The organism is Pseudomonas wadenswilerensis (genome assembly GCF_024749185.1).
GTDB lineage: Bacteria > Pseudomonadota > Gammaproteobacteria > Pseudomonadales > Pseudomonadaceae > Aquipseudomonas > Aquipseudomonas wadenswilerensis.
Map to the genome: position 1 here is coordinate 219,350 of NZ_CP087191.1, position 18,908 is coordinate 238,257.

General features: G+C 63.5%; 17 protein-coding genes. 13 read left to right on the forward strand and 4 right to left on the reverse strand.

All coding sequences use genetic code 11. The features are described from left to right. Positions 1-28: 28 nt before the first annotated feature. A complete protein-coding gene (locus tag LOY45_RS00980) occupies positions 29-940 on the forward strand; it encodes an SdiA-regulated domain-containing protein (RefSeq protein ID WP_134061184.1) in 912 nt (303 codons plus the stop codon). 93 nt (positions 941-1,033) lie between these two features. Here LOY45_RS00980 and rpiA read toward each other — a convergent pair whose 3' ends face one another. Next, a complete protein-coding gene (gene rpiA / locus LOY45_RS00985; protein ID WP_010222132.1) occupies positions 1,034-1,705 on the reverse strand; it encodes a ribose-5-phosphate isomerase RpiA in 672 nt (223 codons plus the stop codon). A 136-nt stretch (positions 1,706-1,841) separates the two neighbouring features. On the opposite strand from rpiA, the gene ilvA reads away from it, so the two are divergent. Next, complete coding sequence (gene ilvA, locus LOY45_RS00990) at positions 1,842-3,356, forward strand: threonine ammonia-lyase, biosynthetic (RefSeq protein WP_115089446.1); 1,515 nt, start codon at positions 1,842-1,844, stop codon at positions 3,354-3,356. Positions 3,357-3,397: 41 nt separating this feature from the next. Continuing rightward, the gene (locus LOY45_RS00995) at positions 3,398-3,826 is read left to right on the forward strand and encodes a DUF2269 family protein (protein ID WP_115089445.1); all 429 of its coding nucleotides are present in this window, start codon (positions 3,398-3,400) and stop codon (positions 3,824-3,826) included. 64 nt (positions 3,827-3,890) lie between these two features. Here LOY45_RS00995 and LOY45_RS01000 read toward each other — a convergent pair whose 3' ends face one another. Beyond that, positions 3,891-4,547 carry a histidinol-phosphatase gene (locus tag LOY45_RS01000; RefSeq protein WP_258578635.1) on the reverse strand — a complete coding sequence of 219 codons (657 nt, stop codon included), beginning with the start codon at positions 4,545-4,547 and terminating at the stop codon, positions 3,891-3,893. 140 nt (positions 4,548-4,687) lie between these two features. Here LOY45_RS01000 and LOY45_RS01005 point away from each other — a divergent pair, with 140 nt between their 5' ends. Continuing rightward, positions 4,688-5,167, forward strand: coding sequence for an RNA pyrophosphohydrolase (locus LOY45_RS01005; protein WP_010222140.1), 480 nt, complete (start codon positions 4,688-4,690; stop codon positions 5,165-5,167). 22 nt (positions 5,168-5,189) lie between these two features. Next, complete coding sequence (gene ptsP, locus LOY45_RS01010; RefSeq protein ID WP_115089443.1) at positions 5,190-7,469, forward strand: phosphoenolpyruvate--protein phosphotransferase; 2,280 nt, start codon at positions 5,190-5,192, stop codon at positions 7,467-7,469. A gap of 98 nt (positions 7,470-7,567) precedes the next feature. On the opposite strand, the gene LOY45_RS01015 is transcribed toward ptsP, so the two are convergent. Then, positions 7,568-8,314: an NRDE family protein gene (locus LOY45_RS01015; protein ID WP_115089442.1), complete on the reverse strand. Its 747-nt coding sequence runs from the start codon at positions 8,312-8,314 to the stop codon at positions 7,568-7,570. 129 nt (positions 8,315-8,443) lie between these two features. On the opposite strand from LOY45_RS01015, the gene LOY45_RS01020 reads away from it, so the two are divergent. Genes LOY45_RS01020 through LOY45_RS01030 form a run of 3 tightly spaced genes read left to right on the forward strand, consistent with a single transcriptional unit; the run spans position 8,444 to position 11,069 of the window. Continuing rightward, positions 8,444-9,226 (forward strand): sulfite exporter TauE/SafE family protein, encoded by a 783-nt coding sequence (locus LOY45_RS01020; RefSeq protein WP_115089441.1) that lies wholly within the window; start codon positions 8,444-8,446, stop codon positions 9,224-9,226. Positions 9,227-9,240: 14 nt separating this feature from the next. Next, the gene (gene lgt, locus LOY45_RS01025) at positions 9,241-10,050 is read left to right on the forward strand and encodes a prolipoprotein diacylglyceryl transferase (RefSeq protein ID WP_115089440.1); all 810 of its coding nucleotides are present in this window, start codon (positions 9,241-9,243) and stop codon (positions 10,048-10,050) included. A gap of 47 nt (positions 10,051-10,097) precedes the next feature. Further along, entirely contained in the window at positions 10,098-11,069 is a 972-nt protein-coding gene (locus LOY45_RS01030; RefSeq protein WP_115089439.1) for a thymidylate synthase, read from the forward strand. 110 nt (positions 11,070-11,179) lie between these two features. On the opposite strand, the gene cadR is transcribed toward LOY45_RS01030, so the two are convergent. Then, positions 11,180-11,623, reverse strand: a complete 444-nt coding sequence (gene cadR / locus LOY45_RS01035) for a Cd(II)/Pb(II)-responsive transcriptional regulator (protein WP_010222147.1) — start codon at positions 11,621-11,623, stop codon at positions 11,180-11,182. Between the two features lie 82 nt (positions 11,624-11,705). Here cadR and LOY45_RS01040 point away from each other — a divergent pair, with 82 nt between their 5' ends. The 5 genes from LOY45_RS01040 to LOY45_RS01060 all read left to right on the forward strand — a co-directional run bounded on the left by LOY45_RS01040 (position 11,706) and on the right by LOY45_RS01060 (position 18,906). Next, the gene (locus LOY45_RS01040; RefSeq protein ID WP_134061185.1) at positions 11,706-13,967 is read left to right on the forward strand and encodes a heavy metal translocating P-type ATPase; all 2,262 of its coding nucleotides are present in this window, start codon (positions 11,706-11,708) and stop codon (positions 13,965-13,967) included. A gap of 7 nt (positions 13,968-13,974) precedes the next feature. Beyond that, positions 13,975-14,844, forward strand: a complete 870-nt coding sequence (locus LOY45_RS01045; protein ID WP_045201837.1) for a LysR family transcriptional regulator — start codon at positions 13,975-13,977, stop codon at positions 14,842-14,844. Between the two features lie 206 nt (positions 14,845-15,050). Continuing rightward, positions 15,051-16,115: a putative 2-aminoethylphosphonate ABC transporter ATP-binding protein gene (locus tag LOY45_RS01050; protein WP_258578636.1), complete on the forward strand. Its 1,065-nt coding sequence runs from the start codon at positions 15,051-15,053 to the stop codon at positions 16,113-16,115. 1 nt (position 16,116) lies between these two features. Further along, positions 16,117-17,841: a putative 2-aminoethylphosphonate ABC transporter permease subunit gene (locus LOY45_RS01055; protein WP_258578637.1), complete on the forward strand. Its 1,725-nt coding sequence runs from the start codon at positions 16,117-16,119 to the stop codon at positions 17,839-17,841. A 39-nt stretch (positions 17,842-17,880) separates the two neighbouring features. Then, positions 17,881-18,906, forward strand: a complete 1,026-nt coding sequence (locus LOY45_RS01060; protein ID WP_115089435.1) for a putative 2-aminoethylphosphonate ABC transporter substrate-binding protein — start codon at positions 17,881-17,883, stop codon at positions 18,904-18,906. Positions 18,907-18,908 lie beyond the last annotated feature (2 nt).

Genomic DNA, 18,908 nt, shown 5'->3' on the forward strand with positions numbered 1-18,908 from the left:
CAGGCTGTCACCTAAAGAGTCCACCTGAATGCGCCGCTACATCCGCCTGCCGCTGATTTTCCTGGTATTGAGCCTGTTCGCCTTGCTCCTGGTCGCTGTGGCCGGGCAGCAGTACCGTCTGTTCGAACGCGGCTGGTTCAACGTCAAGACCTGGTGGCAGCCGTTCGAGCAAAGCATTGGTCTGGACCAGTACAAGGTAGTGCTTGAAGCCAAGCCTATCGAAGGCCTGGATGAAGACATTTCGGCGCTGACCTTCGACCCCGATCGCAATAGCCTGTTTACCGTTACCAATAAACGCCCTGAGCTGATCGAGCTGTCGCTGGACGGGCGCATTCTGCGGCGCGTGCCGTTGACCGGGTTTGGCGACCCGGAGGCGGTGGAATACGTCGGCGCCAACACTTACGTGATCACCGACGAGCGCGAACAGCGCCTGATTCGCGTGCGCCTGAACGACAACACGCCGTTTCTCGACGCCAAGGATGCCGAGCAGCTGACCCTGGGCATTGGCCTGAACGGCAACAAGGGTTTCGAAGGCCTGGCCTATGACTCGGCCGGCAAGCGCTTGTTCGTGGCCAAGGAGCGCGACCCGATGCTGATCTACGAGGTGCATGGTTTCCCCCATGACAACCCGGAACAGCCGTATGCGGTGCATGTGGTACAGGACCAGAAGCGTGATTCGCGGCTGTTTGTGCGTGATCTGTCGAGCTTGCAGTTCGATGAGCGCAGCGGCCACTTGCTGGCGTTGTCGGATGAGTCTCAGCTGGTGCTGGAGCTGGACGTGCAGGGCAAACCGCTGAGCACCTTGTCACTGCGCAAGGGCTTTCAGGGCTTGAAGAAGAGCGTGCCGCAGGCCGAAGGCATCGCCATGGACGATGCCGGGACCATTTACCTGGTCAGCGAGCCGAACCTGTTTTACGTGTTCAAGAAGCCGACCGAGTAGGTTTCATCGCGGGGCAAGCCAGCTCCCACAAGCAGAACCTGTGGGAGCTGGCTTGCCAGCGATGGGCTGCAAGGCAGCCCCGAATCAGACACCTCAGGCCTTGAGGCTCTTGACCCCTTCCGAAGTGCCCAGCAACAGCAAATCCGCCGGCCGCGCCGCGAACAGGCCGTTGGTGACCACGCCGACAATCGCATTGATCTGGCTTTCCAGCTCGACCGGGTTGGTGATCTGCAGGTTGTGCACATCGAGAATGATGTTGCCGTTATCGGTCAGCACGCCCTCGCGGTACACCGGGTCGCCGCCGAGCTTGACCAGCTGGCGCGCCACGTGGCTGCGGGCCATGGGGATCACTTCGACCGGCAGCGGGAAGGCGCCCAGTACCGGCACCAGCTTGCTGGCGTCGGCGATGCAGATGAAGGTCTTGGCCACGGCGGCAACGATCTTCTCGCGGGTCAGGGCCGCGCCACCGCCCTTGATCAGGTTCAGGTGCTCGTCGCTTTCGTCGGCGCCGTCGACGTAGAACTCCAGGTCGCTGACGGTGTTCAGCTCATACACCGGAATACCATGACCCTTCAGGCGTGCAGCGGTCGCTTCGGAACTGGCCACGGCGCCGTCGAAGGCGGTCTTGTGCTTGGCCAGGGCGTCGATGAAGCAGTTGGCGGTCGAACCGGTGCCGACGCCGACGATGCTCTTGTCGTCGAGCTTGGGCAGAATGAAATCGACAGCGGCCTGGGCGACAGCCTGTTTGAGTTGGTCCTGGGTCATGCGGGCTCCGAAGCGGGGAGGAGTATCGTGAAGGCGCGTAGTATAGCGGCTAAAACCCCTGCCTTGCTGTGGTCGCCCGACAGGGCGCTGGGGTAGACTCGCAAACCCCGCCCAACCGCTCAGTGATGCTTTCCCGATGCTCGAACAGTACGTCAAGAAGATCCTCACCTCGCGCGTTTACGACGTTGCCGTCGAAACTCCGTTGCAGACCGCCGGCCAGCTGAGCAAGCGTCTGGGCAACAACATCCTGCTCAAGCGTGAAGACTTGCAGCCGGTGTTCTCCTTCAAGATTCGCGGTGCCTATAACAAGCTGGCCCAGCTCAGTGCTGAGGAACTGGCCCGTGGCGTAGTCACCGCATCGGCCGGCAACCATGCCCAGGGCGTGGCCCTGGCGGCCCGTGAGCTGGGGATCAAGGCCACCATCGTGATGCCCAAGACCACCCCCGAGATCAAGATCGAAGGCGTGCGTTCGCGCGGTGGCAAGGTGGTGCTGCACGGTGACTCGTTCCCGGAAGCGCTGGCCTATTCGCTGAAGCTGGTGGACGAAAAGGGCTTTGTCTACATCCACCCCTATGACGATCCGCACACCATCGCCGGGCAGGGCACCGTGGCCATGGAGATTCTGCGTCAGCACCCGGGCCAGCTGGACGCGATCTTCGTCCCGGTCGGTGGCGGCGGCCTGATCGCCGGCATCGCCGCCTACGTGAAGTACCTGCGCCCGGAGATCAAGGTGATCGGCGTCGAGCCGGACGACTCCAACTGCCTGCAGGCCGCCATGGCCGCGGGTGAGCGTGTGGTGCTGGCGCAGGTCGGGCTGTTTGCCGATGGCGTGGCAGTGGCGCAGATCGGCCAGCACACCTTCGACATCTGCAAGGACTACGTCGACGAGGTGATCACCGTCAGTACCGACGAGATCTGCGCGGCAATCAAGGATATCTACGACGATACCCGCTCGATCACCGAACCTGCCGGGGCCCTGGGTGTTGCCGGGATCAAGAAGTACGTCGAACTCAATGGCGTGACCGGGCAGACCCTGGTCGCCATCGATTCCGGCGCCAACGTCAACTTCGACCGCCTGCGCCATGTCGCCGAGCGGGCCGAATTGGGCGAGGGCCGCGAAGCCATCATCGCCGTGACCATTCCCGAGCAGCCAGGCAGTTTCAAGGCCTTCTGCGAGGCGATCGGCAAGCGCCAGATCACCGAATTCAACTACCGCTACCACGCTGATGGCGAAGCGCACATCTTCGTCGGCGTGCAGACCCACCCGGACACCGACCCGCGCAGTGCGCTGATCCAGAGCCTGACCGAGCAAGGTTTCCCGGTACTCGACCTGACCGATAACGAATTGGCCAAGCTGCACATCCGCCATATGGTCGGTGGCCATGCTGCGCGGGTCAGCGACGAGTTGGTGCTGCGCTTCGAGTTCCCCGAGCGTCCGGGCGCGCTGTTCAACTTCCTCAACAAGCTTGGCGGGCGCTGGAACATCTCGATGTTCCATTACCGCAACCATGGCGCGGCCGATGGTCGCGTGGTCGCCGGCCTGCAAGTTCCGGATGATGAGCGCCACCTGGTCCCGGCAGCCCTGGCCAAGATTGGCTACCCGTACTGGGACGAAACCGATAACCCGGCGTACCGGCTGTTCCTGGGCTGAGCGTCTACGCTTTTGGGCAACGCCTGAGGAAGATAGAAGAAATGGAACTGCTGACTACCCTGAAAACCGCCCATATCCTGGCCACCGTGTTGCTGCTGGGCAGCGCGCTGGGGCTGGCGATCTGGACCTTTCTGGCGCGCCGCAAAGGTGACGCCAGTGCCCACACCCGGTTGATGGCCCGGCCGCTGGTGTTTGTCTGGCTGTTGATGGGCATCTGCCTGGTGAGCATGCCGTTCACTGGCTGGTGGCTGGTGCACCTGATCGGCTGGCCGTTGGGCCAGACCTGGGTGCTGGGTTCCAGCGTGATCTACACCTTCGGTGCGTTTAGCTGGTTCTGGCTGCTGGCGCGGGTCAATCGCCTGCGTACGGCACCGACCGTGGGCAACCCGAAGTTCACCCTGGCGCTGGCGGTGTTCAGCGGCGTCTGCTTCATTGCCATCGCCGGCTTAATGGGCGCCAAACCGGTCTGACGGGCCTCAGCGCGGCTCAAGCCCGCTCCTGTAGGAGCGGGCTTGAGCCGCGCTGAGCCACCCATCAATCCCGCAGGCTGATCACCTGCCAGCCGCGTTTCTCGGCTTCGGCGCGCAGGTTCGGGTCGGGGTCGACCGCCACCGGGCGGGTGACCTTCTCCAGCAGCGGCAAGTCGTTCATCGAGTCGCTGTAGAAGTAGCTGTCTTCCAGGCTGTAGCCGTTTTCCAGCAACCAGCGGTTCAGACGCGTAACCTTGCCTTCACGGAAGCACGGTATATCGGTACTGCGCCCGCTGAAACGACCGTCGAGCATTTCGCATTCGGTAGCCAGCAGGGTCTGAACGCCCAGGCGTTTGGCGATCGGGCCGGTGATGAAACGGTTGGTGGCGGTGATGATCACCAGCTTGTCGCCCGCGGCGCGGTGCTTTTCCAGCAGGGCCAGGGCCTTGGGCAAAATGATCGGCTCGACGCAATCGCGCATGAAGTCGCGATGCCATTCGTCGAGTTGGGCCATTTCCGTGGTCGCCAGGATTTCCAGGGTGAATTCCAGGTAAGCGTTCAGGTCCAGCTTGCCAGCCAGGTAGTCCTGATAGAACTCGTCGTTGCGGTTCTTGTAGGCGATCGGGTCGAGAATGCCCCGTTCGCACAGGTAGTCCCCCCAGGCGTGGTCGCTGTCGCCACCGAGGAGCGTATTGTCCAGATCGAATAAAGCCAGGCGCATTTAAGTCACTCGCATAACATCTGAAAAGTCCCACAGAATACGGACTTTTCACATCGGTGCACATAAGGTAAACAGGCGCGTTGCTGGCCTTGTGACCTTTGTGGAACAATGCCGTGACATGCGTTTGCGAGGTTGCTGCCGTGATCGACCCCGATGGTTTTCGCCCCAATGTCGGGATCATTCTGACGAATGATCTTGGGCAGGTGCTATGGGCTCGACGGATCAACCAGGATGCCTGGCAGTTTCCCCAGGGAGGTATCAACCCCGAGGAAACGCCGGAAGATGCCCTGTACCGCGAGCTGAACGAAGAAGTGGGGCTGGAGCGAGATGATGTTGAAATTCTTGCCTGCACCCGCGGCTGGTTGCGTTATCGTTTACCCCAACGCCTGGTCCGTACCCACAGCCAACCGCTGTGCATCGGCCAGAAACAGAAATGGTTCCTGCTGCGCCTGGTTTCCAACGAGCAGCGGGTGCGAATGGACTTGACCGGTAAACCGGAGTTCGACGGCTGGCGCTGGGTCAGCTATTGGTATCCGCTGGGCCAGGTGGTGACATTCAAGCGCGAGGTTTACCGCCGCGCTCTCAAAGAGCTTGCCCCGCGCCTGCTGGCGCGCGACTGACGACGGAGTTCGACCCCGAGCCATGCTCAATACGCTGCGCAAGATCGTCCAGGAAGTTAACTCCGCCAAGGATCTCAAGACGGCGTTGGGGATCATTGTGTTGCGCGTAAAAGAGGCCATGGGCAGTCAGGTCTGCTCCGTCTATCTGCTCGACCCCGAGACCAACCGCTTCGTGCTGATGGCCACCGAGGGTTTGAACAAACGCTCGATCGGCAAGGTCAGCATGGCGCCCAACGAGGGTCTGGTCGGCCTGGTCGGTACCCGGGAAGAGCCGCTGAACCTGGAAAACGCCGCCGACCACCCGCGTTACCGCTACTTCGCTGAAACCGGCGAGGAGCGTTTTGCTTCCTTCCTCGGTGCGCCGATCATCCACCACCGCCGCGTGGTCGGGGTGCTGGTCATCCAGCAAAAGGAGCGGCGCCAGTTCGACGAAGGCGAAGAAGCCTTCCTGGTCACCATGAGCGCGCAGCTCGCCGGGGTTATCGCCCATGCCGAGGCCACCGGTTCGATCCGCGGCCTGGGCCGTCAGGGCAAGGGTATCCAGGAGGCCAAGTTCGTCGGTGTCCCTGGTTCACCCGGCGCTGCGGTGGGCAAGGCGGTGGTCATGCTGCCACCGGCCGATCTCGACGTGGTACCGGACAAGAGCGTCGATGACATCGACGCCGAACTGAAACTGTTCAACAACGCCCTGGAAGGGGTGCGCGAAGACATGCGCAACCTCTCCGCCAAGCTCGCCACCCAGTTGCGCCCGGAAGAGCGCGCGCTGTTCGACGTCTACCTGATGATGCTCGAAGACGCGGCCCTGGGCGGTGAAGTGGTGCAGGTGATCAAGACCGGCCAGTGGGCCCAGGGCGCGCTGCGCCAGGTGGTCGGTGAGCACGTCAATCGCTTCGAGCTGATGGACGATGCCTACCTGCGCGAGAGGGCTTCCGATGTGAAGGATCTGGGCCGGCGACTGCTGGCCTACCTGCAGGAGGCCCGTCAGTTGTCGCTGGTCTATCCCGACAACAGTATTCTCATCAGTGAAGAACTGACCCCGGCGATGCTCGGCGAAGTGCCGGAAGGCAAGCTGGTCGGCCTGGTCTCGGTACTGGGATCGGGCAACTCCCACGTCGCCATCCTGGCCCGGGCCATGGGCATCCCGACCGTCATGGGCCTGGTCGACCTGCCGTATTCCAAGGTCGACGGCATCGACATGATCGTCGATGGCTACAAGGGCGAGGTCTACACCAACCCCAGCGAAGTGCTGCGCAAGCAGTACGCCGAAGTGGTCGAAGAGGAGCGCCAGCTGGCCCAGGGCCTCGACGCCCTGCGCGAACTGCCTTGCGTAACCCTCGATGGTCACCGCATGCCGTTGTGGGTCAACACCGGCCTGCTCGCCGATGTCGCCCGCGCCCAGCAACGTGGCGCCGAAGGCGTCGGCCTGTACCGCACTGAAGTGCCGTTCATGATCAACCAGCGCTTCCCCAGTGAAAAGGAGCAGCTGGCGATCTATCGCGAGCAACTGGCGGCTTTCCACCCGCTGCCGGTGACCATGCGCAGCCTGGATATCGGCGGCGACAAGGCGCTGTCGTACTTCCCGATCAAGGAAGACAACCCGTTCCTCGGCTGGCGCGGTATTCGCGTCACCCTCGATCACCCGGAAATCTTCCTGGTGCAGACCCGCGCCATGCTCAAGGCCAGTGAAGGCCTGAACAACCTGCGCATCCTGCTGCCGATGATTTCCGGTATCCACGAACTCGAAGAGGCCCTGCACCTGATCCACCGGGCCTGGGGCGAAGTGCGCGACGAAGGCACCGACGTGCCGATGCCGCCGGTGGGGGTGATGATCGAAATCCCCGCAGCGGTGTACCAGACCCGCGAGCTGGCGCGCCAGGTGGACTTCCTCTCGGTCGGCTCCAACGACCTGACCCAGTACTTGCTGGCGGTTGACCGCAACAACCCGCGCGTCGCCGACCTCTATGACTACCTGCACCCGGCGGTGCTCCAGGCCCTGCAGAACGTGGTGCGCGATGCCCACGCCGAAGGCAAGCCGGTGAGCATCTGTGGCGAGATGGCCGGTGATCCGGCGGCGGCGGTGCTGCTGATGGCCATGGGTTTCGACAGCCTGTCGATGAACGCCACCAACCTGCCCAAGGTGAAGTGGATGTTGCGCCAGGTCAGCCTGAGCAAATCCAAGGAGCTGCTGGCCCAGGCCATGGGCATCGACAACCCGCAAGTTATCCACAGCTCGCTGCAGTTGGCCCTGAAGAACCTGGGCCTGGCGCGGATGATCGGGCCCGGGGTGGGCAAGGCCTTGTGATTTTGGGGCTGCTTTTTGCAGCCCATCGCTGGCAAGCCAGCTCCCACAATGGACCTGCATTCACCGACCCTGTGGGAGCTGGCTTGCCAGCGATAGCGTCAGACCTGCAAGCACACCTCCCCCAGATGCCCGCCAAGCGGCCCAAAACTGCGCTCCAGCAACCGTCGCCGACCATCCGCCTCGACAATCAGCACCGTACTTGCCCGCGTCCCGTAGTTCTGGCTGGCAATAAACACGCTCGACAACAAGCGCTCGGTACCCAACCCCACGCCGGTCTCCGGCAGCTCGCTGTCCGCCGCCGGCAGGTTATCCCCAAGCAATTCCAGCAAACGCTCCGGCTGCGGATCGGCCAGGTGCTGTTGCAACCCCGCCCGTGCCTTGAGCAGCTTTGGCCAGGGTGTATCCAGCCCGGCATTGGACACGCCGTAAACCCCTTCGCCCAGCAGCAGCGGCGTGGCTTGCCGGGCATTCAGGTAACCCAGATGCACGCTATCGGCGACCAGCAGGTTGAACCCCGAATACTGCTGGCTACGGCTGGCGACCTGGTCCAGATAAGCCTCAACCCCCAACTCACCGCGCAGGAATGCCGCCACCAGCTCGCCCCGTGAACGGGTGCCCTGGGGCTGCTGCGGGTCGCGGATATTGGTCAGCGCGGCAAAACGGCCGTTGGGCCCGACACCCAGCCAGGTGCCGCCGGCTTCAAGGTCACGCCCGGCATAAACCCCGGGCGCATCCTCCCAGGCCCCCAGTACACGGCTGGGGCGGGCGTAGAACTCATCACGGTTGGCCGCGACGATCAGCGGCTGGGCATGGCCCGGCCGCCAGGCGAAAACGATCAGACACATAGGTGGACCTCTGTGTTTTTGCCCACTCTACCCATAGCGCCTGACGCGATCCATCGACTTAATGTGTCTTCACTAGAGCCGCAGGCCTACCTTCCGTTACCATGCCGGACTGAATTTACGGGGGCGACAATGGAATTCGTGCTCTATCTGGCGCTGGGCGCCTGCGCAGGCGTGCTGGCTGGGCTGTTCGGCGTTGGTGGCGGCATCATCATCGTGCCGGTGCTGGTATTGAGTTTCACCGTGCAAGGCTTCGACGCTTCGGTGCTGACCCACCTGGCGGTGGGTACTTCGCTGGCGACCATTGTCTTCACCTCGGTCAATGCCATCCGCGAACACCATCGCAAGGGCGCGGTGCAGTGGCCGATTTTCGTCTGGATGACCTTGGGCATACTGATCGGCGCCGGTATCGGCGCCAAGACCGCTTCGGCGATCCAGGGCCCGATGCTGCAAAAGATCATCGGTGTGTTCGCCCTGGTGATCGCCGCGCAGATGGCCCTGGACCTCAAGCCCAAGGCCAGCCGCGGAATTCCCGGCAAGCCCGGGCTGACTGTCGCGGGCAGCGTCATCGGCTGGGCCTCGGCGATCTTTGGCATTGGCGGCGGTTCGTTGACCGTGCCGTTTTTGACCTGGCGCAGCCTGCCCATGCAGCAGGCGGTGGCGACGTCCTCGGCCTGTGGTTTCCCGATTGCCGTGGCCAGCGCCCTGAGTTTCATCTGGCTGGGCTGGCACGACCCGCACCTGCCGGCGCACAGCCTGGGCTTCGTGTACCTGCCGGCGCTGCTCGGGATTGCCCTGACCAGTATGTTTTTCGCCCGCTTCGGCGCGCGCCTGGCGCATAAACTGTCGCCACGCTTGCTCAAACGGCTATTCGCCGCGCTGCTGTTCTGCGTCGGCCTGAGCTTTTTGCTTTAACGAGAGGAGTCACCATGCTGCCTTACCCGCAGATCGATCCAGTGGCAGTGGCCCTGGGTCCGCTGAAAATCCATTGGTACGGCCTGATGTACCTGATCGGCATCGGCGGCGCTTGGCTGCTGGCCTCGCGTCGCCTGAACCGCTTTGACCCGACCTGGAGCCGCGAAAAGCTCTCCGACCTGGTGTTCTGGCTGTCGATGGGGGTGATTGTCGGCGGGCGCCTGGGCTATGTGCTGTTCTATGACCTGCACGCCTATCTGGCCAACCCGACCTTGATCTTCGAGGTATGGAAGGGCGGCATGTCGTTCCACGGCGGCTTCATCGGCGTGATGCTGGCGGCCTTGTGGTTCGGCAAGCGCAACAACAAGTCGTTCTTCGAGCTGATGGACTTCGTCGCGCCACTGGTGCCGATCGGCCTGGGCGCCGGGCGCATCGGCAACTTCATCAACGCCGAGCTGTGGGGCAAGGCCACCGACGTGCCGTGGGCCATGGTCTTCCCGCCGTTCAGCGATCCGGCGCAGCTACCGCGTCACCCGTCGCAGCTGTACCAGTTCGCCCTGGAAGGTGTGGCATTATTCCTGATTCTCTGGCTGTACTCGCGCAAACCGCGCCCGACCATGGCGGTTTCCGGCATGTTCGCGCTGTTCTACGGAATTTTCCGCTTCATCGTCGAATTCGTGCGGGTACCCGACGCCCAGCTTGGCTACCTTGCCTTTGGCTGGTTGACCATGGGCCAGTTGCTTTGCGTGCCGATGATCCTCGGCGGCATCGGCCTGATCTGGTGGGCCTACAACCGCAAACCCACGGCCAAGGCCGCCGTTTGAATTTCCACGGCAGGGCGATCCCCTGCCGTCCTAGCTACAGGTAAGCCATGAAACAGTATCTAGATCTGGTCCGTGACGTGATCGAAAACGGCACCCTGCAGGGTAACCGTACCGGCATCCGCACCATCAGCCTGCCGGGCGCCATGCTGCGCTTCGACCTGCAGAAGGGCTTCCCGGCCATCACCACCCGCAAGCTGGCGTTCAAGTCGGCGATTGGCGAGATGGTCGGCTTCCTGCGCGGCGTGAAGAACGCTGGCGAGTTCCGCGATCTGGGCTGCAAGGTCTGGGACCAGAACGCCAACGAGAATGCCCAGTGGCTGGCCAACCCGTTCCGCCAGGGCCATGACGACCTCGGCGAGATCTACGGTGTGCAATGGCGCCAGTGGCCGGCCTACAAGCGCATCCCGCTGAGCAATCCGGCGGCCATCGAACTGGCCAAGAGCCAGGGCTTCCAGCAGATCGCCCAGGCCGAAGAAGACGGCGAAGCCTTTGTCGTGCTGTACAAGGCCATCGACCAGATCCGCCAGTGCATCGACACCATCCACAACGATCCGGGCAGCCGGCGCATCCTGTTTCACGGCTGGAACTGCGCCCAACTCGACGAGATGGCCCTGCCGCCGTGCCACCTGCTGTACCAGTTCCACCCGAATGTCGAGACCAGGGAAATTTCCCTGACTCTCTACATCCGCTCCAACGACCTGGGCCTGGGCACGCCGTTCAACCTCACCGAAGGCGCCGCCTTGCTGTCGCTGATGGGCCGCCTGACCGGCTACACGCCGCGCTGGTTCACCTACTTCATCGGTGATGCGCACGTCTACGAGAATCACCTGGACATGCTCAACGAACAGCTCAAGCGCGAGCCGCTGGCAGCGCCGAAGCTGGTGATCAATGATCGCGTGCCGGAGTTCGCCAAGACCGGCGTGTACGAGCCGGAGTGGCTGGAGAAGATCGAACCGAGCGACTTCAGCCTCGAAGGCTACGAGCACCACGCGCCGATGACGGCGCCGATGGCGGTCTGAGTTCTGCCACTGAACTGGCTGGGCTGTCTGTAGGAGCGGGCTTGCCCCGCGATAGCGATCTGTCTTTCACATCGCCTCGCGGGGCAAGCCCGCTCCTACAGGTACCTCAATCAGTGCCCGTGGCTTCTGCCCACATGTGAATGCTCCGCCTCTGGCGCCGTCACCGCACCATTGACCTCAAGATGCTGCAGGATCGAGCACTGCACCTCCTTGGGATGGCAGTGCTGTCGCAGTTCCAGCAGTTGTGCCTGCAGTGCCTGCAGCCCGTCGATGCGCGCCTTGACGTGCTGGATATGCTCATCGATCAACGCATTGACGCTTTCACACTGGTCTTCCGGGCTGTCGCGCAGGTGCAGCAGGCTGCGGATTTCTTCCAGGGTCATGTCGAGGGTGCGGCAGTTGCGGATGAAGGTCAGGCGCTCGACGTGGGCCTGGGTGTACATCCGGTAGTTGCCCTCGCTGCGCGCCGGCTCCGGCAGCAGGTTTTCCCGCTCGTAGTAACGGATGGTTTCCACCGCGCAATCGGTGGCCTTGGCCAGTTCTCCGATCTTCATCTGCAAATACCTCGACAAGTGGCTTGACCCTATAGTGGCTACAGGGTGTTCACTTGGCAACAGGACATTTAAGGATGAACCCATGAACCAGCCTGTCAGCCACACCCCCGGTAAAGACTCCCACGATCATGAGCACAGCCATGATCACGCCAAGCATGAACATGCCGAACACGCCCACAGCTGCTGTTCCCACGACGCCGCGCCGGCGCTGGTGCAACTGAGCGAGGCGAGTAGCGCCGGTGCGCGGTTGAGCCGTTTTCGCATCGAGGCCATGGATTGCCCGACTGAGCAGACGCTGATCCAGAACAAGCTGGGCAAGCTGGCGGGGGTCGAGCAGCTGGAGTTCAACCTGATCAATCGCGTCCTCGGCGTGCGCCATACCCATGCCGACACCGTCGCCATTGAGCAGGCGGTTGCCTCGTTGGGCATGCAGGCTGAACCGCTGAGCGATTCCACCGAGGAAACTGCCGCTGCGCCTGCACCGGTGAAAAAGCACTGGTGGCCGCTGGCATTGGCAGGTGTGGCAGCGCTGGGTGCCGAGGCGATTCATTTCGCCGAACTGGCGCCTTCCTGGGTGGTTGCCCTGGTTGCCCTGGTGTCGATCCTCAGTTGTGGCCTGAGTACCTACAAGAAGGGCTGGATTGCCCTGAAGAACGGCAACCTCAATATCAACGCGCTGATGAGCATCGCTGTGACCGGCGCGGTGCTGATTGGCCAGTGGCCGGAAGCGGCCATGGTCATGTTCCTGTTCACTGTCGCCGAGCTGATCGAAGCGCGCTCGCTGGACCGCGCGCGCAACGCTATTGGCGGCCTGATGCAGTTGAGCCCGGACCTCGCCACCGTACAGGACGCCGATGGCCAGTGGCGTGAGCTGGACGTCAAGCAGGTCGCCCTCGGTGCGCTGGTGCGGGTGCGCCCTGGCGAGCGCATCGGCCTGGACGGTGAGGTGGTCAGCGGCCAGTCGAGCATCGACCAGGCGCCGATCACCGGCGAGAGCCTGCCGGTAGAGAAGGGCCCGGGCGACAAGGTATTCGCCGGGACCATCAACCAGGCCGGTGCGCTGGAGTACCGGGTGACGGCGGCAGCCGGGCAATCGACCCTGGCGCGGATCATCAAGGCGGTGGAAGAGGCCCAGGGCGCGCGGGCACCGACCCAGCGTTTCGTCGACCAGTTCTCGCGCATCTACACCCCGGCCGTGTTCGCCTTCGCCCTGGCGGTAGCGGTGATTCCGCCGCTGTTCATGGCTGGCGCCTGGTTCGACTGGATCTACCGGGCCCTGGTGTTGCTGGTGGTGGCGTGCCCGTGTGCGCTGGTGATTTCCACCCCGGTGACCATCGTCAGCGGCCTGGCCGCGGCGGCGCGCAAAGGCATCCTGGTCAAGGGCGGGGTGTACCTGGAAGGCGGGCGCAAACTCGACTTCCTGGCCCTGGACAAGACCGGCACCATCACCCATGGCAAGCCGGTGCAAACCGACCATGAAGTGCTTGAGCCGTTGTTCGAAGGCCGTGCCCAGGCGCTGGCCGCCAGCCTCGCCGACCGCTCCGACCACCCGGTCTCCCGTGCCATTGCCGTGTTCGCCACTGAGCAGCAACTGCCCCTGAGTGAAGTGACGGCCTTCGAAGCCCTGGCCGGTCGCGGCGTACGCGGTGAGATTGACGGCGAGCTGTATCACCTGGGCAACCATCGCCTGGTCGAAGAACTGGGCCTGTGCTCGCCGCAGCTCGAAGCCCGGCTCGATGCCCTCGAGCGTCAGGGCAAGACCGTCGTGCTGCTGCTCGACAAGTCCGGCCCGCTGGCGCTGTTCGCCGTCGCCGACACGGTCAAGGAGAGCAGCCGCGAGGCGATTGCCGAATTGCATGAGCTGGGTATCAAGACAGTCATGCTGACCGGCGACAATCCGCACACGGCCCAGGCCATTGCCGCCCAGGTCGGTATCGACCAGGCCCACGGCAACCTGCTGCCGGCCGACAAGCTCAAGACCATCGAAGACCTGTACGCCCAGGGCCATCGGGTCGGCATGGTCGGCGACGGCATCAACGATGCGCCGGCACTGGCCCGGGCCGAGATCGGTTTTGCCATGGCTGCGGCCGGTACCGATACCGCCATCGAGACCGCCGACGTGGCGCTGATGGATGATGACTTGCGCAAAATTCCGGCCTTCGTCAGGCTCTCGCGCCAGAGTGCGGCGATCCTGACCCAGAACATTGTCCTGGCCCTGGGGATCAAGGCGATCTTCCTGGCAGTCACCTTCGCCGGCATGGCAACCATGTGGATGGCGGTGTTCGCCGACATGGGCGTGAGTTTGCTGGTGGTCTTCAATGGCCTGCGCCTGCTGCGTAAATAGAGGATGTATGTTGAGTTCCGAGTTGAAGGCCTTCTACATGGTTGCCCGTCTGGGCAGCATTACCCTGGCGGCGAAGAAACTTGGGCTCAGCCAGCCGACGGTGACCACGCAGATCCGCAACCTGGAAAGCCAGTACGCGGTCGAGCTGTTCTACCGTGGCGGCCGCCGTCTGACCCTCAGTGACGACGGCACGCGGCTGCTGCCGATGGTCAAGGCGCTGCTGCAGCAGGAAGCCGATATCGAGTTCTTTCTGCGTAACAGCGGCCAGGGCCAGGGCAGTTTGCGCATCGCCGCCACGGCGCCGTATTACATCCTCGACCTGGTGAAGATCTTCCGCGAGCGCCTGCCGCAGGTGGAGGTGTCGGTGGAGATCGGCAACTCCCAGCAGGTGCTGGAGTTGCTCGAAGACTATCGGGTGGACCTGGCTGCGTCTTCGCAACTGGTCGAGGATGCGCGCCTGGTGCGGCGGGTGCTGGGCACCGATCCGCTGGTGGTGGCGGTGCATCGCAACCATGTGCTGGCCAGCCGTGAATCGTTGCCGCTGTCGGCGCTGGCCGGGCACTGCCTGCTGGTGCGTGAGCAGGGCTCGACCACGCGCAAGCTGACCGAACAGATGCTGGAAGCGGCGGGGGTGAAGGTCGGGTCGCTGCTGGAGATTGGCAGCCGCGAGTCGATTCGCGAAGCGGTACTGCGCAATATCGGCATCAGCATCATTGCCCGCCATGAAGTACCGCATAACCCCGAGCTGCGGGTACTGAGCCTGGAGGGGGCGCCGCTGATGCATGAATACCTGTATTGCCTGAAGGAGCGGCGCCAGGCGCGGTTGCCGGCGGCGTTCCTGGGCCTGGCTCAGGAAGTGGCGGCGGTAGAGATATAGATAATCGCTGGCAAGCCAGCTCCCACAGGGTACTGCATGTACTGGACCTGTGGGAGCTGGCTTGCCAGCGATGCAAGGCGCAGCCTTGCCAACCGAGATCACACCAAAATCTGCCTATACCACTATCGGCAACTTTTGCCTCTGCGCCACAGAACCTTCGCATTGCCCGCCTAGCATGGCCCTCATTCGTTCGATGAGGTCCTGCCATGAACACTGCGGTCGCAAACCCAGGCGCACAGATGAAGGTGCGCGGTATCCACAAGCGTTTCGGCGCCTTTACCGCCCTGCACGATGTTTCCCTCGACGTCGCTGCCGGTGAACTGGTGTGCCTGCTTGGCCCCTCCGGCTGCGGCAAGACCACCCTGTTGCGTTGCATCGCCGGCCTCGAGCGCCAGGACCGCGGCACCCTGTACATCTGCGACCGCGACATCTCCGAGCTGCCACCTCAAGCCCGCGATTACGGCATTCTGTTCCAGTCTTACGCGCTGTTCCCCAACCTCACCGTCGAAGCCAACATCGCCTACGGCCTGGCCGGCAGCGGTCGCGACGAAGTGCGCCAGCGGGTGGCGCAGATGCTCGAGCTGGTGGGCCTGAGCGGCAGCGAGAAGAAGTATCCCGGCCAGCTTTCCGGCGGCCAGCAACAGCGGGTGGCGTTGGCTCGCGCCCTGGCGCCAGCGCCTTCGTTGCTGCTGCTCGATGAGCCGATGTCGGCCCTCGACGCGCGGGTTCGCGAGCACCTGTGCAGCGAACTACGCCAGCTGCAACGCCAGCTCGGCATCACCACCCTGATGGTCACCCACAACCAGGACGAGGCCATGCTCATGGCCGACCGCATTGCGGTGATGAACAACGGCCAGGTCGAGCAGTACGCCACCCCGCAGGAAATCTACGACAAGCCGGCCACGCCGTTCGTTGCCGAGTTCGTTGGCCAGGGCAACTGGCTGCCGTTCCAGCGTCACAGCGACAGCCATGCCCAGGTCGGTACGTTGAACATGCGCCTGGCCGACGGGGCCAACCAGGCCAGCAGCGGCCGCCTGTTCTGCCGCCCCGAGGCGATCAGCGTCAACCCGCCGGTGCATGAAGAAAACCTGTTCCCGGCGCGGGTGCGCGAGATCACCTTCCTCGGTAATCGCTGCCGCATGAGTTTTGAGCTCACCGAACTGCCGGGCCATGCCCTGCTTGCCGAAGTCGCCCCCGAGTCGATGCCGCGCCTGGGCTCCCAGGATATCTGGGTCGCCTTGCCGCCGCGCAGTCTGCAGGTGTTTGCCTGAGATGGCCGCGCCAATCGCCATGCCGATCGCGCACGCGAAGGCAGCACAGCGCTCCGGTGTTTCACTGGGTGATCGACTGTTCGTGGTCGGCGGCAAAGGGTTGCTGCTGCTTCTGCTCACCGTCGCGGTATTGATGCCGCTGCTGGCGATCTTCTGGCGCGGTTTCAGCAGTGATGCCGGTCAGGGCGGTGGCCTGGTTGCCGCCCGCGAACTGTTTGCCAGTGCCAACTTTCACTGGCTGCTGGGCAATAGCCTCAAGGTCTCGCTCAGTGTTGCGGCAATCGTGGTGCCGCTGGCCTACCTGTTCGCCTATGCCCTGCAGCGCACTTTGATTCCGGCCAAGGGCCTGTGGCGCGGCATCTCATTGCTGCCGTTGCTGGCGCCATCGATGCTGCCGGCCATTGCCCTGGTCTACCTGTTCGGCAATCAGGGCCTGCTGCGCGGGCTGCTCAGCGACAATATCTACGGCTTCTGGGGCATTGTCCTTGGTGAGGCCATCTACACCTTCCCGCATGCGCTGATGATCCTGCTGTCGGCGCTGTCGCTGGCCGATGCGCGTCTGTTCGATGCCGCCTCGAGCATGGGCGCCGGGCCTTGGCGCGCGTTTCACAGCATCACCTGGCCGGCGACCCGGCAGGCGGTGTTCGCCGCCTTCTGCCTGGTGTTCACCCTGACCATCACCGACTTCGGTGTGCCGGTGGTGGTTGGTGGCGATTATCAGGTGCTGGCGCTGGAAGCCTACAAGGCGGTGGTCGGCCAGCAGCAGTTCGGCCGAGGTGCCTTGATCGGCATGGTCCTGTTGGTGCCGGCGCTGCTCAGTTTCGCTGTCGATGCCTGGTTGCGCCGCCGCCAGGGCGACTCGATGAGCGGCCGTTCCCAGGTGTTCCAGCCACAGCCTTCGCGGCGCCGCGATGCCTGCTTTCTGGCCGTGGTCATACTGATTTGCGCAGTGCTGTTGCTGGTGGTGGGCATGGCGGTGTACTCCTCCTTGGTCAAGTTCTGGCCCTACAACCTGTCGCTGTCGCTCAAGCACTACCAGTTCGACGAAACCGCCGGTGGCGGCTGGCTGGCCTACCGCAACAGCCTGACCATGGCCCTGGGTACGGCGCTGATCGGCAGCGCGGTGATTTTCACCGGCGCCTACCTGATGGAAAAAACCAAGGGCCAGCGCGGCTTGAACCTGCTGCTGCGCTTGCTCAGCTTCGTGCCGATGGCGGTGCCGGGCTTGGTGCTGGGCCTGGGCTATGTGTTCTTCTTCAACCTCGCCAGCAACCCCCTGCATGTGTTCTACGGCAGCATGGCGCTGCTGGTGGTGTGCACCATCGCCCACTACCTGACCACCGCCAACATGACCGCGACCACCGCCCTGCGCCAGCTCGATGGCGAGTTCGAGGCCGCCGCGCTGTCGCTCAAGGCGCCGCTGTACCGGCATTTTCTGCGGGTCACCGTGCCGATCTGCCTGCCGGCATTGCTCGACATCATCCGCTACCTGTTCGTCTCGGCAATGACCACGGTGTCGGCGGCGATCTTCCTCTACAGCCCCGACACCATCCTTGCCGCGGTCGCCGTGTTGAACATGGACGACGCCGGCAACGTTGGCGGCGCCGCGGCGATGTCGACCCTGATTCTGCTCACCAGCGCCACTGTTTCGCTGCTCCTGGCCTGGGCCTCGCGCGGCCTGTTGCAACGCTCCCAAGCCTGGCGCCAGCGCGCGCCGGGTCACTGATTGCCTCTCCCAACCTGTACCGTTCAAAGGAACCGCATCATGTTCAAGCCACTTGCTCTTGCCGCTGCCGTCCTCACTGCGTTCAGCGTGCAGGCCTACGCCGCCGACACCCAGCTGACGGTCTACACCGCGCTCGAAGCCGAACAGCTCAAGAGCTACAAGCAGGCCTTCGAGAAGGCCAACCCGGACATCGAAATCAAATGGGTGCGGGATTCCACCGGCATCATCACCGCCAAGCTGCTGGCCGAAAAAGACCGCCCGCAAGCCGATGCCGTGTGGGGCCTGGCCGCGTCGAGCCTGGCGATCCTCGACCAGCAGGGCATGCTGCAAAGCTATGCACCGAAAGACCTCGGCAAGATCGGCGCCAACTACCGCGATGCCGCCAACCCGCCAGCCTGGGTGGGCATGGACGTCTGGGCCGCGACTATCTGCTTCAACACCATCGAAGCCGAGAAGCAGGGCTTGAGCAAACCGGTGAGCTGGCAGGACCTGACCAAGCCCGAGTACAAGGGCAAGATCGTCATGCCCAACCCGGCGTCCTCCGGCACCGGCTTCCTCGATGTCAGCGCCTGGCTGCAGACTTTTGGCGAGAAGCAGGGCTGGGCGTACATGGACGGCCTGCACCAGAACATCGGCCAGTACGTTCACTCCGGCTCCAAGCCCTGCAAGCTGGCGGCGGCGGGTGAGTTCCCGATCGGTATCTCCTTCGAATACCCGGCCGTGCAGCTCAAGCGCCAGGGTGCGCCGCTGGACATCGTCCTGCCGAAAGAGGGCCTGGGCTGGGAGATCGAAGCCACCGCAGTGATCAAGGGCAGCCAGCATGAAGACGCGGCCAAGCGCCTGGCCGACTTTTCGGCAAGCCCGGCGGCCATGGAGCTGTACAAGGAAAACTTCGCCGTGCTGGCCCAGCCGGGCATCGCCAAGCCGCAGACCGAACTGCCGGCTGACTACGAACAGCGCCTGATCAAGAACGACTTCGCCTGGGCTTCGCAGAACCGCGACAGCATCCTCGCCGAGTGGCGCAAGCGCTATGACGGCAAGTCGGAGAAGGTGGCGCAGCAGTAATA